This window comes from Yimella radicis, assembly GCF_054778255.1.
Genome location: NZ_BAAGZR010000003.1, coordinates 19335 through 32743 on the forward strand (window position 1 = coordinate 19335; position 13409 = coordinate 32743).

A 13409-nucleotide genomic window follows, 5' to 3' on the forward strand; every position below is an offset into this window, starting at 1 on the left:
CGACCGACGAATAGGAGCAGACATGGTGTCCAGCGACAACGATGGCCAGATCTCGGAGACCTCGATGGCGGTGCCGGACGCCGGCGCCGACCAGACTCCGGGAACCGAGGAAGGTACCCCGTCAGCAGCCGACTCGGGACACGAGCCGCACGAAGGTCCGCGAGACTACGCAAGCACGGACCGCACTGCATCAGGCGAAGAGACGGACCAGGCATCCTCGAACAATGAGTAACGGTCCGGCCCCGAGTGGGGGCCGGACCGTTCGGCGTCCTGCTGATCAGGCGGTGGCTGGACGCGCGACGCGCTTGGCGTGACGCAGACCCATCAGGGCCAGCACCAGGAACACGAGCGCTCCGAGGAAGGCGCCGATCGCGGCCCACAGGGCGACCTTGGCCATGGTGCCGAAGGCGTAAGCGTTCAGCAGCATGCCGCGCAGGGTGTTGCCCATGAACAGCGACTGGCGCAGTTCGCCGAGCTTCTTGGTCTCTTCGGCGTTCGGGGCCGACTTGTTGGCCTTCATGTACTCGCCGCTGACCTCTTCGTAGGTCTTGTTGTTCGATTGAGTGTTCATGTGGACGAGGATGTACTGGTCGGCGAAAGCCTTGGCCTGGTCGCCGGTGGTCATCTTCTGACCGGCGAACTTCTCCAGGGCGGCCTTCTGCTCGGGGGTCTCGAGGCGGTCCTTCGCCGGCATGGTGATGTTCTGCTGGCTCAGCTGCTCCTCCACGTTGTTGTTGATGAACCAGGAGCCGTAGGCCAGCAGGGCACCAGCGACGAGCAGGACGGCGGCAAGGGCGAAGCCGAACCAGGAGACGAGACGATCGAGCGCGCTGCGCATGGGAGTTTCCTTCTTCAAAGTGATCCCGGGTTTTTCTCGGGGCTGATCACCATGTTCCTACGTTCGATAGTAGTTGACAAACCAACTACTACTCCAAGTCGTTGTTTTAGGTCGATGCCGCAGTGGCCGACATCACGAAGGCTTCCCTGATCAGTCGAATATCGTTGTATGCCAGCGGCATTCAGACAGAAGCGCGTGCGTCGAGGAGGCCATTACGCTCACATTTCGAGATACGCATCTCAGCCGGCAGTCGGCGACCAGGGCTACTGAGCCCCACCGACAGCATGCCGTCCGGACGGTCTACGCCGCCAGGTCAGCACCCGGCGGATCGATTCGCCGATCATCGCCAGGCTGACGACGGCGAGGAACATTGTCCCGACGAAGGCGGACCAGCCGCGCGCGTAGACGGCGTACGGCGTTTCACCGTCCCCTTCGTACAGAACGGGGACCGAATCGCCGACCTTTCCCGAATCTCCCACCAACTCGACGTCGGAGAACGTGTACCTGCCGTCAGTGCTGCGAAAGGTGCCCAGATACATGCACCCGCCCCTACCGCCACACTCCGCGGACGTCACGGTGAAGTGACCAGGCACACCGCGCCCATGGGCGGCGTCCCACGACGGACTCAGATCCTGCACGCTGAACCCCAGAACGGCCACGCCGAGCCCGAACATCACCACCTGAACCAAGGCATCGACGACGCGTGAGGGACGCCCGACACGACGACCCACTCCGGCGGTTCCCTCGTCGCCGAGCGAACTCCAGCGGCGAAGCGGCTGCACCGCTCCGGCCACCGGAAGCACACCGACTTCGGTCGTGATGCTGACCCAGCCGCCGTCGGCGACCGGACCGTGGACCACAGCCGGAACACCACGCATTCCGTGCCGCGGGAGCAGGTCGGTCTCGCTGACCCTGAGCCTGGCCACCGGGTGGGTGCTCGTCGCCAGGATCAGTTCGATTGCGCGCGGGTCGTCCGCCCTGCGTACGCGATGGACGGCCGGCAATGTGTCGACCCGGCGGGCGCGTGATCTCACGACCCGAGCAGTCGTCCAGCCGAGGCCGAATCCGCCGAAGGTCGCCCAGCCGACCCAATGGGTGAAACCCTCGGGTTCGCCCACGAGCCTGTTCCAGGTGGGGTCCTTCGGGTCGATGAGCACCTGCTCCATCGACCCCACATCGAGCTCCTCGGCCACCGCGATGGTCCGCAGGGCTCCGGCCTCAGGGCCGGTCTCGATGCGAAAGACCTGGCGGTAGTCCTCGTCCAGATGGGTCGAAACTCGCGCCGGCGCGACGACAGCACGGTCGCGATGAAGCTGCTCACTGTTGGCTTGATACAGATAACCGATCAGGCAAAGCAGCATCAGCACGGCCCCACCCACACCGACCGCCCAGAGATGCACCGGGAGGCGAGATCTGCTCGCGGCCGGCCGCACCCGAGTCTCGGCACCCCACGCGTCCGTTGCCGGCTCTGCGGCCAGGACGTGCCAGGCGGGCGGTTCCTGGTCGCGGGAGGCTTCCTGCGCGATCCTGGCCTGGCCCTGCCGGCGGGAACTCAGAAGAACAAGACCACCGGCTGCCACGACGGCCAGGCCCGCAGCCGCCCACCGTCCGCTCCGACTGGGATCGAAGAGGGTCCCGAGGACCGCCCCGACGAGTCCGGCGATCAGGGCAGTACGCGGCAGCCACCAGAAGGCAAAGACGGCAATACCCAGCAGCGCCGCGACAACCGGGAGGACGTAGTCGGGCCGACAGGGGCTCTGGACGGTACAGGCCAGGCCCGGGTCGCCGATCAGACTGGATACAGCCGTTGCGACGAGCGCGGCCCACCAGACGAACGGAGACCAGAACGGGGGCTGGAGCGACTGCCAAGCACGCTCGGTCTGCCGACCAGGAACGTAGGTGTTCACGGGTTCCGACGTGCTTGCAACACTCGCCCCTCTGGCTCGACGACCACACTGAACGAGGCCGCCTGCGGCCGGCCGGTGGCTCCCCGGGAAGGAATCGAACCTTCGTCGCTAATCCTGATTCAAAGTCAGGCGGCCCCTGCCAGCAGAGCAACCGGGGAATGCGCCCTAGCGGGCGCGGCGTCCAGGGTATCCGACGAGGTCAGACCTGCTGAATCTCGATCCGATTGCCGCACGGATCGTCGGTGTGAAAACGGCGAACGTTCGGGACGTTCGTGTCCGGCCGCACTGGGCCGCCGACCTCTTCGATCCGGGCGGCAACCGCGTCCAGGTCGTCGACCAGGAAGCACGGGTGCGCCTTGCGCGCGGGAATGAAGCCGTCCTCGACGCCGCAATGCAACTCCTGTGGTCCCACCTGGAACCACACTCCCCCGCGCGCAGCGAGCATCGGGGGCTTGGGGATCTCGGGCAGACCCAGCACGGTGCCGTAGAACGCGCGCAGACGATCCTCCGCCCCTGCGGGGCAAGCGATCTGTAGGTGATGAAGGCCTAGAACGGTCATCGTGTACCGCCTTTCGCGCCGACCGCGAAGATGCGTCGGAAAGGGAACAGCACACCGTACGGGCGACGCGGGTAGGCGACTGCCAACTCGTCACCCAGGCTCGCGAGGAACGGGTCGACCTCGTCGGGTCGAAGCGCACCGAGGATCGGACGCAGCGCCGTGCCCTTCACCCACTCGAGCACCGGATTCTCCTGCGTTCCAGCGGGATCCAAGATCTGCACATAGGTGGTCTCCCACGCGTCCACGTGACCACAGCGCGTCGAGAGCAGATCCGCATACTCCTCGGGTTCGAGTACCGGGTCGTGCCGCAGGAGCTGCGTCAGCTCCTGCGCTCGTGAGTGCGACGAGACGACCTCCCGGATGATCCGATGCGAGTCAGCAGCAAAGTTCCCGGGCACCTGCATCGCGAACACCGCTCCCTGCGACGCAGCGTCAAGCCAACGCTCGATCAAAGATGCATGATCCGGCACCCACTGGAGCGTGGCGTTGGTGACGATCAGATCGGCAGACACATCCGGATCCCATTGCACAACATCGGCATTCAGCCACGACACTCGACCGTCCCCGTCATGCGCCCGCGCCTGCTCGAGCATGTCCGAACTGGAGTCGATCCCGATGATCCTTGCGTCCGGCCAGCGTAGGAGCATCGACAATGTGGCCAGCCCGTTCCCGCAGCCGAGGTCGACAATGGAACCCGGGTCAGCGAGCGGGATCCGACTCAACAGATCGGCGAACGGGCGAGTGCGGTGATCATCGAACTTCTCGTACTGCACAGCGTCCCAGCGCATCGGCTTCCCCTCGAAGATCTCTTGATATCAAGATACTTTACATCAAGTATGGTGGCACCATGGCCAACCAGCGCACCGACGAGGTCGATGTCATCGTCGACGCCTGGCGTCGCGAGCGTCCGGATCTGGACGTCGACCCGCTTCTTGTCCTGTCCCGCGTCACGCGCCTGGCACGCCGCCTCGATCAGGCTCGATCGTCTGCTTTCAGCACTCACCAGTTGGAAGCGTGGGAGTTCGACGTATTGTCGGCGCTGCGCCGAGTGGGGGAACCCTACGAACTCTCCCCCGGCGCCCTCGGCCAGCAAACACTGGTCACCAGCGGCACGATGACCAACCGGGTCGACCGGCTCGCCGGGCGCGGTTACGTCGAACGACGCCCCGCACCGAACGACCGCCGCGGTGTCCTGGTGCGGCTGACCCAACGTGGCCGGCAAGTCGTCGACGCAGCTTTCGAGGACCTTCTCTGCCAGGAACGCGCCTTGCTTGCAGCACTCCCGGCTCGCGAACGCACCCAACTCGCGTCCAGCCTGCAGCGGTTGCTGGCAACCCTCGAAAGCTGAGTACCGTCGCTCCGCCACCGATGTCGTACGTGGTGAGCGTGAGGTGCGACTCCCACGTCCGCCCGTCCGCGGTGATGCGCGCGGTGTCCTTCCACGGGCCGTCACCGGTGAACTCCATCGCGATGTTGACGCGGAAGAACTCGCCCGGCTCCGTTCGGGTGGCAACGACCACGCAAGATACCAGCGCTATCCAACACCACCAGTTCAGTCATATGTCCAGCACACCCCGCACAACGACACGGCCGCCCACCCTGCGGGTGGACGGCCGTCGCGCGATCGAAGCAGGCTCAGGCCTCTTCGGAGGTGGCTTCCTCGGAGGTGAGGTTGCGGGTCTTGGTGAAGTCCAGCGGGATACCGGGGCCCATCGTCGTCGACATGGTCGCCTTGGTGATGTAGCGACCCTTCGACGAGGCCGGCTTCAGACGCAGGATCTCCTCCAGCGCGGCGGCGTAGTTCTCGACGAGTGACTTCTCGTCGAAGGATGCCTTGCCGATGATGAAGTGCAGGTTGCTGTGCTTGTCGACGCGGAACTCGATCTTTCCGCCCTTGATGTCGCTGACAGCCTTCGCGGTGTCCATGGTGACGGTGCCGGTCTTCGGGTTCGGCATCAGACCACGCGGGCCGAGGACCTTACCGAGACGACCGACCTTGCCCATCAGGTCGGGGGTGGCGACGACGGCGTCGAAGTCGGTCCAACCGCCGGCGACCTTCTCGATGAGGTCGTCGGAACCGACGAAGTCGGCGCCTGCAGCCTCAGCAGCGGCCGCCTTGTCACCGTTGGCGAAGACCAGCACGCGGGCGGTCTTACCGGTGCCGTGCGGCAGGTTGACGGTGCCGCGGACCATCTGGTCGGCCTTGCGCGGGTCGACACCGAGGCGGAACGCGACCTCGACGGTCGAGTCGTACTTGGTGTTCGCCGAGTCCTTGGCCAGACGGACGGCCTGCAGCGGCGCGTAGACCGAGCCTTCGCCGATCTTCTCCGCGGACGCGCGGTAGTTCTTGCTGCGCTTCATGAGTGCTCCTCGTGAATGATGTGGGAGTTGTGGTTCTGCGGACCAGCGCCGGCCCAACCACCTGTTGCCAGTAGGCAACCTGTCTATTGTCGCGCATGAACGGGGCTGACGCGAAATCGCGTCAGCCCCGTTGCTGCACAACGTTATTGCTGATCGATCAGGACTCGACGTCGATACCCATCGAACGGGCGGTGCCGGCGATGATGCGCGACGCCATGTCGATGTCGTTGGCGTTGAGGTCCTGCATCTTCTGCTCGGCGATGGCGCGCACCTGGTCCTTGGACAGCTTGGCGACCTTGGTCTTGTGCGGCTCACCCGAACCCTTGGCGACGCCGGCAGCCTTCTTGATCAGCTCAGCGGCGGGCGGGGTCTTGGTGATGAAGGTGAACGAGCGATCTTCGTAGACCGTGATCTCGACCGGGATGACGTTGCCACGCTGGGATTCGGTCGCGGCGTTGTAGGCCTTGACGAACTCCATGATGTTGACGCCGTGCTGACCGAGGGCCGGGCCGACGGGCGGAGCCGGGGTGGCCGCACCGGCCTGGATCTGCAGCTTGATGAAGCCGGAGACCTTCTTCTTGGGAGGCATGTAGCTTCCTCTTTCTTTTCAGTGTGGGCCTACGCCGTGGGCGATGACCCGGTTGCATGTCCTCACCCGAGGCCCGGGCAAGGGGTTGAGCGACGACTCAGATCTTGGCGACCTGGTTGAAGCCCAGCTCGACCGGCGTTTCGCGGCCGAAGATTGAGACCAACACCTTGAGCTTCTGGGTGTCGGTGTTGATTTCGGAGATCGTCGCCGGAAGCGTCTCGAAGGGACCTTCCATGACGGTGACGGACTCTCCGACGTTGAAGTCGACCTCGGCCGGCGTGGCAGCCTTCTTCGCAGCACCACCGGTCTTCTGACCTGCGGCGGCCTCCGTCTCGGGCTCCTCGAAGGTCGGGTTCAGCATCGTCACGACCTCGTCGAGGTTCAGCGGCGACGGCGCGTGCGCGTTGCCGACGAACCCGGTGACACCTGGGGTGTGGCGCACCGCGCCCCAGCTCTCGTCGGTGAGGTCCATACGCACTAGCACGTATCCGGGCATCCGGACACGGGTGCCCATCTTCTTCTGGCCGTTCTTGATCTCGGTGAAGTCCTCCATCGGAACCTCGATCTGGAAGATGTAGTCCTCCATCGAGAGGTTCTGAATGCGGTTCTCCAGGTTCGCCTTGACCTTCTTCTCGTAACCGGCGTACGAGTGGATGACGTACCAGTCGCCGAACTGCGAACGCAGTTCGCGCATGTACTCCTCGCGCGGGTCGACGGCCGGCTTCGTAGCCTCGGCCGCGCCTTCGTCCTCGGAAGTCTCGGACTCGGCATCCGCGACATCGGCAGCCTCGACGGCAGCGTCCTCGGCCTCTGCGTCGACCTGGGTGCCCTCGCCGTCGACGTCGTCGGCGTACGCGGGCATGCCCTCGTCCTCGGCATCGGCCACGCGCAGGTCGTCGTCGGCGTCGGCACCCGGTGCCGGCGAGGTCACGTCCTGGGCAGCGTCGGGCAGTTCGACGGACTCGGCCGTCTCCTGTGCGTCGACGTCAGGGCTGTGCTGCTCAGTCATGGACCTGCTTCCTTGATTCGTTTTCGTTTGCGTCGGTGCGGACGTCGCGGCGGGTCAGCTGGTGCCGAAGACGAACGACACGGCACGGCTGAAGACCCAGTCGAGGCCGAGGACGAACAACATGATGAACACGATGAAAGCCAGTACCACGATGGTGTACTGGGTGAGTTCGTCGCGGGTGGGACGGACCACCTTGCGGATCTCGGCGATGACCTGCCGGATGTACAGCAGAATCCGACCGAAGAATCCCTTGGAGGACTGCTCCGTGTCGCGAGCGCTCGCGGTGCTCGTGTCGGCCACGGTGTCGCCTCTCTCCTGATCGATCACGTATGCGCAGGGCACGAGGGACTCGAACCCCCAACCCCCGGTTTTGGAGACCGGTGCTCTACCAATTGAGCTAGTGCCCTGTGGTCGGGACGTTGGAAATCCTGACCGGGTGGCCGCCTGCGGACACGACTGAGCGTGGCTGACAGTCAACCGAAGAACGAGTCTACGTCAGACCCCGCTACGGAAGCCAACCCGGCTCGACCACTAGCGTTCCGCCATGGCTGCAACGAAGGATGCGACGACGGACGACACCACTCGCGGACGCTCGCTGCTCACGTTGCCGAAGGCGCATCTGCACCTGCATTTCACCGGCTCGATGCGCATCGAGACGGTGCGCGAGATGGCCGACAAGCACGGTCTGCGGCTGCCGAACGCACTCACCCATGACTACCCGCCTCAGCTGTCCGGGGTGGACGAACGCGGCTGGTTCCGGTTCCAGCGACTGTACGACGCCGCCCGCGCGTGCGTTCGCGACGAGCAGGACATGCGACGCATCGTCCGGGAGGCTGCGCAGGACGACGCTGTCGAGGGCTCGAAGTGGTTGGAGATCCAGGTCGACCCGACCTCGTACGCCGGATTCGTCGGTGGCATCACGCCGATGCTCGAGATCGTGATCGACGAGGCCAAGGCCGCCTCGAGCGATCTCGGGATCGGCGTCGGAGTGCTGGTGGCCGCGTCCCGCATCAAGCACCCCTACGACGCCCGGACCCTTGCCCGCCTGGCCGTGCAGCACGCCGGCGACGTCCTGGCATTCGGTCTTTCCAACGACGAGCGCCGCGGCAACACCGAGGACTTCGCCCCGGCGTTCCGCATCGCCCATGCCGGCGGCTTGGCGTCCGTACCCCATTCGGGCGAGCTTCTCGGACCGCAGGCGATCAGCGAGACCATCGACTCACTCGGCCCGCAGCGGTTGGGTCACGGCGTCCGGGTAGCGGAGTCGGACGTGGTGCTGGAGCGGGTGCTCGACAACGACATCGCACTCGAGGTGTGCCCGGGATCGAACCTCGCCCTCGGCGTCTACTCCTGCCCCGAGGACGTGCCACTTCGCCAATTGTTCGACGCGGGCGCGACCATCGCGCTCGGAGCCGACGACCCACTGCTGTTCGACAACCGGCTCGCCGCGCAGTACGAGACGGCTCGGACGGTGCACGGCTTCAGTGACGAGGAACTCGCCGAACTCGCCCGGCACTCGATCCGCGCATCACTCGCACCGGACGACAGCAAGCGCGAGATGTTCGCCGAGGTCGACGCCTGGCTCACCGAACGCCCGCAGAACTGACACGCTGACCCGCACGTTCTGCGGACACCCGCTCCTGAATGTCCGCAAGGTGGCCGAGTTGACGCGCGAGTTCTGCGGACTCTCGAGTCAGAGGTCGTGGCCGATGAAGACGGGTTCGTTGACCAGTTCCACGCCGAACGCGTCCCGGACGCCGTCGCGCACCGTGCGTGCCAACTCGGCGACGTCGTGAGCAGTCGCCTTCCCGCGGTTGGTCACCGCGAGCGTGTGCTTGGTCGACAGCGCAGCGGGGCCGGGCATCCCGAAGCCCTTGCCGAAACCGCCCTTATCGATCAGCCATGCCGCGCTCGTCTTGACCATGCCGTCGGGGGCCGGGAACTGCGGCGGCTTCGGGCCGTCGGCACCGAGCCGCTCTGCGGCACGCTTCTCAAGCTCCGCGAACCGTTTCAGGGACAGGATCGGGTTGGTGAAGAACGAACCGCAGGACCAGGTGTCGTGATCGGACGTGTCCAGCACCATGCCGCGCTTGCGGCGCTGGGCCAGCACGGCCTCGCGTGCATCGGCAAGCGACACCCGAGTGCCCTGGTCGACCCCGAGCTGGGCGGCCAGGTCGGCGTACGCGACCGGCTGCGACAGGTCGGCAACCGTCAACTGGAAGAGCACGTCGAGGACGACGAAGCGTCCGGTCTGCTTGAAGACAGAGTGCCGGTAGGTGAAGTCGCAGCGCTGGTTGGTGAAGGTGCGGATCTGCTGGGTGTCGCGGTCGAAAGTGCGCACCTGGGCGATCGTCTGCGCGACCTCTTGTCCGTACGCGCCGACGTTCTGCACCGGCGTCGCGCCGGCCAGACCGGGAATGCCGGAGAGCGCTTCGATGCCCGACCAGCCCTCGGCGCACGCACGCGCGACGAACTCGTCCCAGTTCTCCCCCGCTGCGACCCGCACCATCGCGCCCCCACAGGAGTCGCTCGACTCGACCTGGATACCGCTGTTGGCGATGTGGACGACCGTGCCGGCGAAACCGTCGTCGCTGATCACGAGGTTCGAGCCCCCCGAGACGATGAGGAGGGGTTCGTCGGCGTCGTCGACCTCACGCACGGCATCGACGATGTCGTCGATGGATTCCGCAGTGACCAGCCGGCGCGCCGGCCCACCGACGCGCATGGTGGTGAGCGTCGCGAGCGCGACGTCGTGTGCCTCCTGCATCAGCGCTCGCTCAGGTCGACGGTGGCCAGCGCGCGGCTGAGCACCTTCGTCCCGCCCTGGGTGGCAGTGAGTTCGACCGTGACGCGGTCGCCGTCGATCTTCTTGATCGTGCCGGTCACCGCGAGCGGGGTGGCCGAGTCGTACTCGACGACGACCGGTGCGCTGAAGCGCACTCCGTACTCGACGACTCGTCCCGGGTCGCCCACCCATTCGCCGACCAGCGAGACCGCGGCGCCCATCGTCCACATGCCGTGGCCGATCACGCTCGGCAGGCCGACCGAGGTCGCGAACTTCTCGTCCCAGTGGATCGGGTTGAAGTCACCGGACGCGCCGGCGTAACGGACGAAGGTCGCGCGGTCGACGGCGATCTCGGTGCTGCCTATCGAGTCGCCGACGGCGAGTTCGGAAATCTGCGGCATCACGCTTCACCTCGAATCACGACGACACAGTTCACGTCGCAGACGGGGTCACCCTCGGTCGTGGTGATCGCGGTCTTCAAGGTCACCATCGAGTGCCCGCCCGCCGACCGCACCCGGTCGACGGTCGTTGCAGCGGTGATCTCGTCACCGGCCACCAACGGGCGGTGATGGGTGAAGCCTTCTTCGCCATGAACCAATCGGCTGAAATCGATGCCGGCCTCGGGGTCGGTGATCGCGGCGGCTTCGGCCTGCTGCGCCACGATGACCGCGAAGGTCGGCGGCGCGACGACGTCGGAGTAGCCGAGCGAACGGGCGTGCTCGACATCGGTGTGGACGGGGTCCTTGGCGCCGGCGGCGGCGGCGAACTCGGCCACCTTCACCCGGGACACGACATACGTCGGAATCTTCGGGTAGGTACGGCCCTCGACTTCTGGGTTGACCGGCATGTGCCGACCCTATCCCCCGCCTGCGACAACCGTCGCCCGATGGCTGCGGACGCCGAAGGACACCGGCCGTGGCCGGTGCCCTTCGTGCGTGTTCGGTTCGGTGCGGGGTGGATCAGGAGCCCGACGGGGCGTCGGTGCTCGTCGGTGCCTCGGACGCCGGGGCCGCCGACTTCGAGGTCGGAGCGGGCGCCTGGGTCGAGGCCGGTGCGCTCGAGGACGACGGAGCCGGTGCCGCGGTCGACGACGAAGCCGAGATTGATCCAGTGGAGGAACTCGTGGATGACTTGGCTGCGGGTGCCGCCGAGGTCGAGGCGTCGGTTCCACAACAGCCGGGAGGAGTCTTCAGGTAGATCTTGCTCACGGTGACCGGCTGGTGAGTGTACGGGTCGTTGGCCGGGTTCGCGTTGTGCGACCACGACACGACGACGTTGAGGGTGAAGTTCTTTCGGTTGGCACTATTGCTGTCACCGGCTCGGTACACAAGGGTGACGCACCCGTTGTTCGCCGGGACCTTCACCGGCAGCGCGGGTTCGGTGTTCAGGAACTGCAAGGTCGTACCTTGGATCGACGAAGCAATCTCGTAGATCCAGATATCGACCGGCGACGGATTACAGATGCTCATGTAGACGCGGTACGCCTTGCTGTACCCGTCGCAGCTGTTACCCGGATACTTGCAGGCGTCACCGACAGTGACCGTCGGCGGCGTCTGGAGGGAGCTGGCCAGCGCCGGCGCAGCGGACGCGAGGGCAACGGTCGGGACGCTCCACCCGGCCCCCTTGGCGAGCGTGCGTCGTGAGATGGAGCGACCGGGTGTACGAGTGTCAGCCATGTTGTTATCCCCTGAACTTTCCCGAAGTTTCCGCGCGGTGATTCGGGTACGCCGGCCGAAGCCGAAGTCACCGTGGCCGAGCAGTGCCAGCAAGCCCCGAGCGGGCCCACTAACACGAGGGTTTGCGGTAAGTCACAACCCCCCCCCCCCCGGCGCCGATAGTACAGGTATCTTCGTGGACGCGCACCTGTGACACGCGAAACAGGGTGCGGTCACCGCGTCCGACCCCGCCAGAGCGCACGAAACCCCCGGGCGCAAGCGCCAGGGGGTCTCGAACTGCGAAGGAGCCGCGGATGCAATCAGCGCGTCTCGCGGTGCGCGGTGTGCTTGCCGCAGCGCGGGCAGAACTTGGCCAGCTCGACCCGGTCGGGGTTGTTGCGGCGGTTCTTCTTGGTGATGTAGTTGCGCTCCTTGCAATCCACGCACGCCAAGGTGATCTTGGGACGGATGTCTGCGCTCTTGCTAGCCACGGGGCAACCTGCTCTCGAAACGATGAATGTGGGTACTACTTGGGATTGGTAGCGGGAGCGGGGCTCGATCCCGCGACCTCACGATTATGAGTCGTGCGCTCTAACCAGCTGAGCTACCCCGCCTTGGGGAACACGTCTCGCCTGAAAATCATTCCAGGCCCTGACGTGGACCAGAGCCCCCAAACGGAATCGAACCGTTGACCTTCTCCTTACCATGGAGACGCTCTACCGACTGAGCTATAGGGGCCTGCCTCCACCGACCGTCGAAACCTTGCGTTTCGAACCGTTCGGTAGCGCAGCGAAGAGGTTACCGGACACCTCTTCGATTCACGAAATCGAGTCGGGCCCGTGCTCCCCGATGTGTTCCACGACCACTGATCCGACGGCGTGCACGGTGTCCTTGCGGGCCGCGCGAAGCACCAGATCCCAGCCGTTCTCGGCCTCGTCCGCGATGAAACGGACCTTGCCGGGGATGAGCACCGGCTTCTTGAACTCGACGCTGACGGTGTACTTCTCCGGCAGCCGGTTCTCGACGGCGGCGAGCATCTTCGACTTGCTCCACATGCCGTGGACGATGGTCGTCGGGAAGCCCAACGCCTTCGCGGCCAACGGGTGCATGTGGATCGGGTTCACGTCACCGGAGACGGCGGCGTAGCGGCGTCCCAGGTCGGCAGTCAGCGCCCAGGTGACGCCCGCTCCGTCGGCCGGCTCCGGCTCGTCCGACTTCGACGGCACCTCGCCCGGAACTTTCTGCCCGCGGAACAGGTAGGTGGACGTCTCGGCCCAGACGACCTCGTCCCCCACTATGATCGTGGACACGAGGTCGGCCTGCGCGCCGCGGAAGTGTGGGCGGAGGTTCTCGATGCCCACCTCCAGGTCGAGCACCTCGAGGGCTCCGACCCGACGGTGCTGGGTGATCGTGTTGGACAGGTGCACGCTGCCCATCAGCGGGAAGGGGAACTCCTTGTCCGCCATGAGCGTGACCTGCAGCGGGAACACCAGCACGTGCAGGTAGGTCGCCGGCAGCAGGTGTGTGACCGGGAAGCCGCACACCTGGTCGTAGGCGGCGAGCGCGCCCTGGTCGACCTTCACCCCGCGCTGGACGACGCGGACGTCAGGCAGCGTGCGGCCCTTGCGGGCGAACCCGGTGGCCGCGGCCTTCGCCAGCACCGGCCCGAGGGTCGGCGTGGCGTCGAGCTCGATGGTGCGCGTCAT

The 13409-nt window shown here is 65.9% G+C and carries 16 protein-coding genes and 4 tRNA genes; 2 read left to right on the forward strand and 18 right to left on the reverse strand.

Going from position 1 to position 13409, the window contains the following annotated elements:
- Positions 1 to 277 precede the first annotated feature (277 nt).
- The 5 genes from ACYU8W_RS01815 to ACYU8W_RS01835 all read right to left on the reverse strand — a co-directional run bounded on the left by ACYU8W_RS01815 (position 278) and on the right by ACYU8W_RS01835 (position 4092).
- Positions 278 to 838 carry a hypothetical protein gene (locus ACYU8W_RS01815; protein WP_239701152.1) on the reverse strand — a complete coding sequence of 187 codons (561 nt, stop codon included), beginning with the start codon at positions 836 to 838 and terminating at the stop codon, positions 278 to 280.
- A 263-nt stretch (positions 839 to 1101) separates the two neighbouring features.
- Entirely contained in the window at positions 1102 to 2745 is a 1644-nt protein-coding gene (locus tag ACYU8W_RS01820; protein WP_499466160.1) for a hypothetical protein, read from the reverse strand.
- A 76-nt stretch (positions 2746 to 2821) separates the two neighbouring features.
- Positions 2822 to 2903: transfer RNA gene (locus ACYU8W_RS01825), tRNA-Gln, on the reverse strand.
- Between the two features lie 41 nt (positions 2904 to 2944).
- A complete protein-coding gene (locus ACYU8W_RS01830; RefSeq protein ID WP_499466162.1) occupies positions 2945 to 3304 on the reverse strand; it encodes a VOC family protein in 360 nt (119 codons plus the stop codon).
- On the reverse strand, positions 3301 to 4092 hold the full coding sequence (locus ACYU8W_RS01835) for a methyltransferase domain-containing protein (protein ID WP_499466164.1): 792 nt from the start codon (positions 4090 to 4092) through the stop codon (positions 3301 to 3303). Before ACYU8W_RS01835 ends, ACYU8W_RS01830 begins: the two co-directional genes overlap by 4 nt.
- Before the next feature lie 59 nt (positions 4093 to 4151).
- Here ACYU8W_RS01835 and ACYU8W_RS01840 point away from each other — a divergent pair, with 59 nt between their 5' ends.
- Positions 4152 to 4652, forward strand: coding sequence for a MarR family winged helix-turn-helix transcriptional regulator (locus ACYU8W_RS01840; protein ID WP_499466166.1), 501 nt, complete (start codon positions 4152 to 4154; stop codon positions 4650 to 4652).
- Positions 4653 to 4939: 287 nt separating this feature from the next.
- Here ACYU8W_RS01840 and rplA read toward each other — a convergent pair whose 3' ends face one another.
- The 5 genes from rplA to ACYU8W_RS01865 form a co-directional block, all read right to left on the reverse strand.
- The gene (rplA, locus tag ACYU8W_RS01845; RefSeq protein WP_129624538.1) at positions 4940 to 5665 is read right to left on the reverse strand and encodes a 50S ribosomal protein L1; all 726 of its coding nucleotides are present in this window, start codon (positions 5663 to 5665) and stop codon (positions 4940 to 4942) included.
- A 157-nt stretch (positions 5666 to 5822) separates the two neighbouring features.
- Entirely contained in the window at positions 5823 to 6254 is a 432-nt protein-coding gene (gene rplK, locus ACYU8W_RS01850; protein ID WP_129624539.1) for a 50S ribosomal protein L11, read from the reverse strand.
- A gap of 97 nt (positions 6255 to 6351) precedes the next feature.
- A complete protein-coding gene (gene nusG / locus ACYU8W_RS01855; RefSeq protein WP_499466169.1) occupies positions 6352 to 7263 on the reverse strand; it encodes a transcription termination/antitermination protein NusG in 912 nt (303 codons plus the stop codon).
- Between the two features lie 54 nt (positions 7264 to 7317).
- Positions 7318 to 7563, reverse strand: coding sequence for a preprotein translocase subunit SecE (gene secE, locus ACYU8W_RS01860; protein WP_168990127.1), 246 nt, complete (start codon positions 7561 to 7563; stop codon positions 7318 to 7320).
- Positions 7564 to 7597: 34 nt separating this feature from the next.
- Positions 7598 to 7670 (reverse strand) — tRNA-Trp (locus ACYU8W_RS01865).
- 137 nt (positions 7671 to 7807) lie between these two features.
- Here ACYU8W_RS01865 and ACYU8W_RS01870 point away from each other — a divergent pair.
- Positions 7808 to 8869: an adenosine deaminase gene (locus ACYU8W_RS01870; protein ID WP_499466171.1), complete on the forward strand. Its 1062-nt coding sequence runs from the start codon at positions 7808 to 7810 to the stop codon at positions 8867 to 8869.
- Positions 8870 to 8956: 87 nt separating this feature from the next.
- On the opposite strand, the gene ACYU8W_RS01875 is transcribed toward ACYU8W_RS01870, so the two are convergent.
- From ACYU8W_RS01875 to ACYU8W_RS01910, 8 genes are all read right to left on the reverse strand, one after another.
- Positions 8957 to 10030, reverse strand: coding sequence for a UDP-N-acetylmuramate dehydrogenase (locus tag ACYU8W_RS01875; protein ID WP_499466173.1), 1074 nt, complete (start codon positions 10028 to 10030; stop codon positions 8957 to 8959).
- A complete protein-coding gene (locus tag ACYU8W_RS01880; RefSeq protein ID WP_141929215.1) occupies positions 10030 to 10449 on the reverse strand; it encodes a MaoC/PaaZ C-terminal domain-containing protein in 420 nt (139 codons plus the stop codon). The genes ACYU8W_RS01875 and ACYU8W_RS01880 overlap by 1 nt, the downstream gene beginning before the upstream one ends.
- Positions 10449 to 10895: an FAS1-like dehydratase domain-containing protein gene (locus ACYU8W_RS01885; protein WP_499466175.1), complete on the reverse strand. Its 447-nt coding sequence runs from the start codon at positions 10893 to 10895 to the stop codon at positions 10449 to 10451. Before ACYU8W_RS01885 ends, ACYU8W_RS01880 begins: the two co-directional genes overlap by 1 nt.
- A 112-nt stretch (positions 10896 to 11007) precedes the next feature.
- Positions 11008 to 11724, reverse strand: a complete 717-nt coding sequence (locus ACYU8W_RS01890) for a hypothetical protein (protein ID WP_499466177.1) — start codon at positions 11722 to 11724, stop codon at positions 11008 to 11010.
- 299 nt (positions 11725 to 12023) lie between these two features.
- Positions 12024 to 12194: a 50S ribosomal protein L33 gene (gene rpmG, locus ACYU8W_RS01895; RefSeq protein ID WP_141929217.1), complete on the reverse strand. Its 171-nt coding sequence runs from the start codon at positions 12192 to 12194 to the stop codon at positions 12024 to 12026.
- A gap of 46 nt (positions 12195 to 12240) precedes the next feature.
- Positions 12241 to 12317, reverse strand: a tRNA-Met gene (locus tag ACYU8W_RS01900).
- A gap of 51 nt (positions 12318 to 12368) precedes the next feature.
- Positions 12369 to 12441: transfer RNA gene (locus tag ACYU8W_RS01905), tRNA-Thr, on the reverse strand.
- An 80-nt stretch (positions 12442 to 12521) separates the two neighbouring features.
- Positions 12522 to 13409, reverse strand: a complete 888-nt coding sequence (locus ACYU8W_RS01910) for a MaoC family dehydratase (RefSeq protein ID WP_499466179.1) — start codon at positions 13407 to 13409, stop codon at positions 12522 to 12524.

What these genes read in the sequence shown, in the direction of transcription:
- rplA (WP_129624538.1), bottom strand. Translation starts at nt 5,665, where the DNA reads ATGAAGCGCAGCAAGAACTACCGCGCGTCCGCGGAGAAGATCGGCGAA.
- ACYU8W_RS01890 (WP_499466177.1), bottom strand. Translation starts at nt 11,724, where the DNA reads ATGGCTGACACTCGTACACCCGGTCGCTCCATCTCACGACGCACGCTC.
- rplK (WP_129624539.1), bottom strand. Translation starts at nt 6,254, where the DNA reads ATGCCTCCCAAGAAGAAGGTCTCCGGCTTCATCAAGCTGCAGATCCAG.
- ACYU8W_RS01875 (WP_499466173.1), bottom strand. Translation starts at nt 10,030, where the DNA reads ATGCAGGAGGCACACGACGTCGCGCTCGCGACGCTCACCACCATGCGC.
- ACYU8W_RS01910 (WP_499466179.1), bottom strand. Translation starts at nt 13,409, where the DNA reads ATGACGCGCACCATCGAGCTCGACGCCACGCCGACCCTCGGGCCGGTG.
- ACYU8W_RS01830 (WP_499466162.1), bottom strand. Translation starts at nt 3,304, where the DNA reads ATGACCGTTCTAGGCCTTCATCACCTACAGATCGCTTGCCCCGCAGGG.
- nusG (WP_499466169.1), bottom strand. Translation starts at nt 7,263, where the DNA reads ATGACTGAGCAGCACAGCCCTGACGTCGACGCACAGGAGACGGCCGAG.
- ACYU8W_RS01840 (WP_499466166.1), top strand. Translation starts at nt 4,152, where the DNA reads ATGGCCAACCAGCGCACCGACGAGGTCGATGTCATCGTCGACGCCTGG.
- ACYU8W_RS01870 (WP_499466171.1), top strand. Translation starts at nt 7,808, where the DNA reads ATGGCTGCAACGAAGGATGCGACGACGGACGACACCACTCGCGGACGC.
- ACYU8W_RS01885 (WP_499466175.1), bottom strand. Translation starts at nt 10,895, where the DNA reads ATGCCGGTCAACCCAGAAGTCGAGGGCCGTACCTACCCGAAGATTCCG.
- ACYU8W_RS01880 (WP_141929215.1), bottom strand. Translation starts at nt 10,449, where the DNA reads ATGCCGCAGATTTCCGAACTCGCCGTCGGCGACTCGATAGGCAGCACC.
- ACYU8W_RS01815 (WP_239701152.1), bottom strand. Translation starts at nt 838, where the DNA reads ATGCGCAGCGCGCTCGATCGTCTCGTCTCCTGGTTCGGCTTCGCCCTT.
- ACYU8W_RS01835 (WP_499466164.1), bottom strand. Translation starts at nt 4,092, where the DNA reads ATGCGCTGGGACGCTGTGCAGTACGAGAAGTTCGATGATCACCGCACT.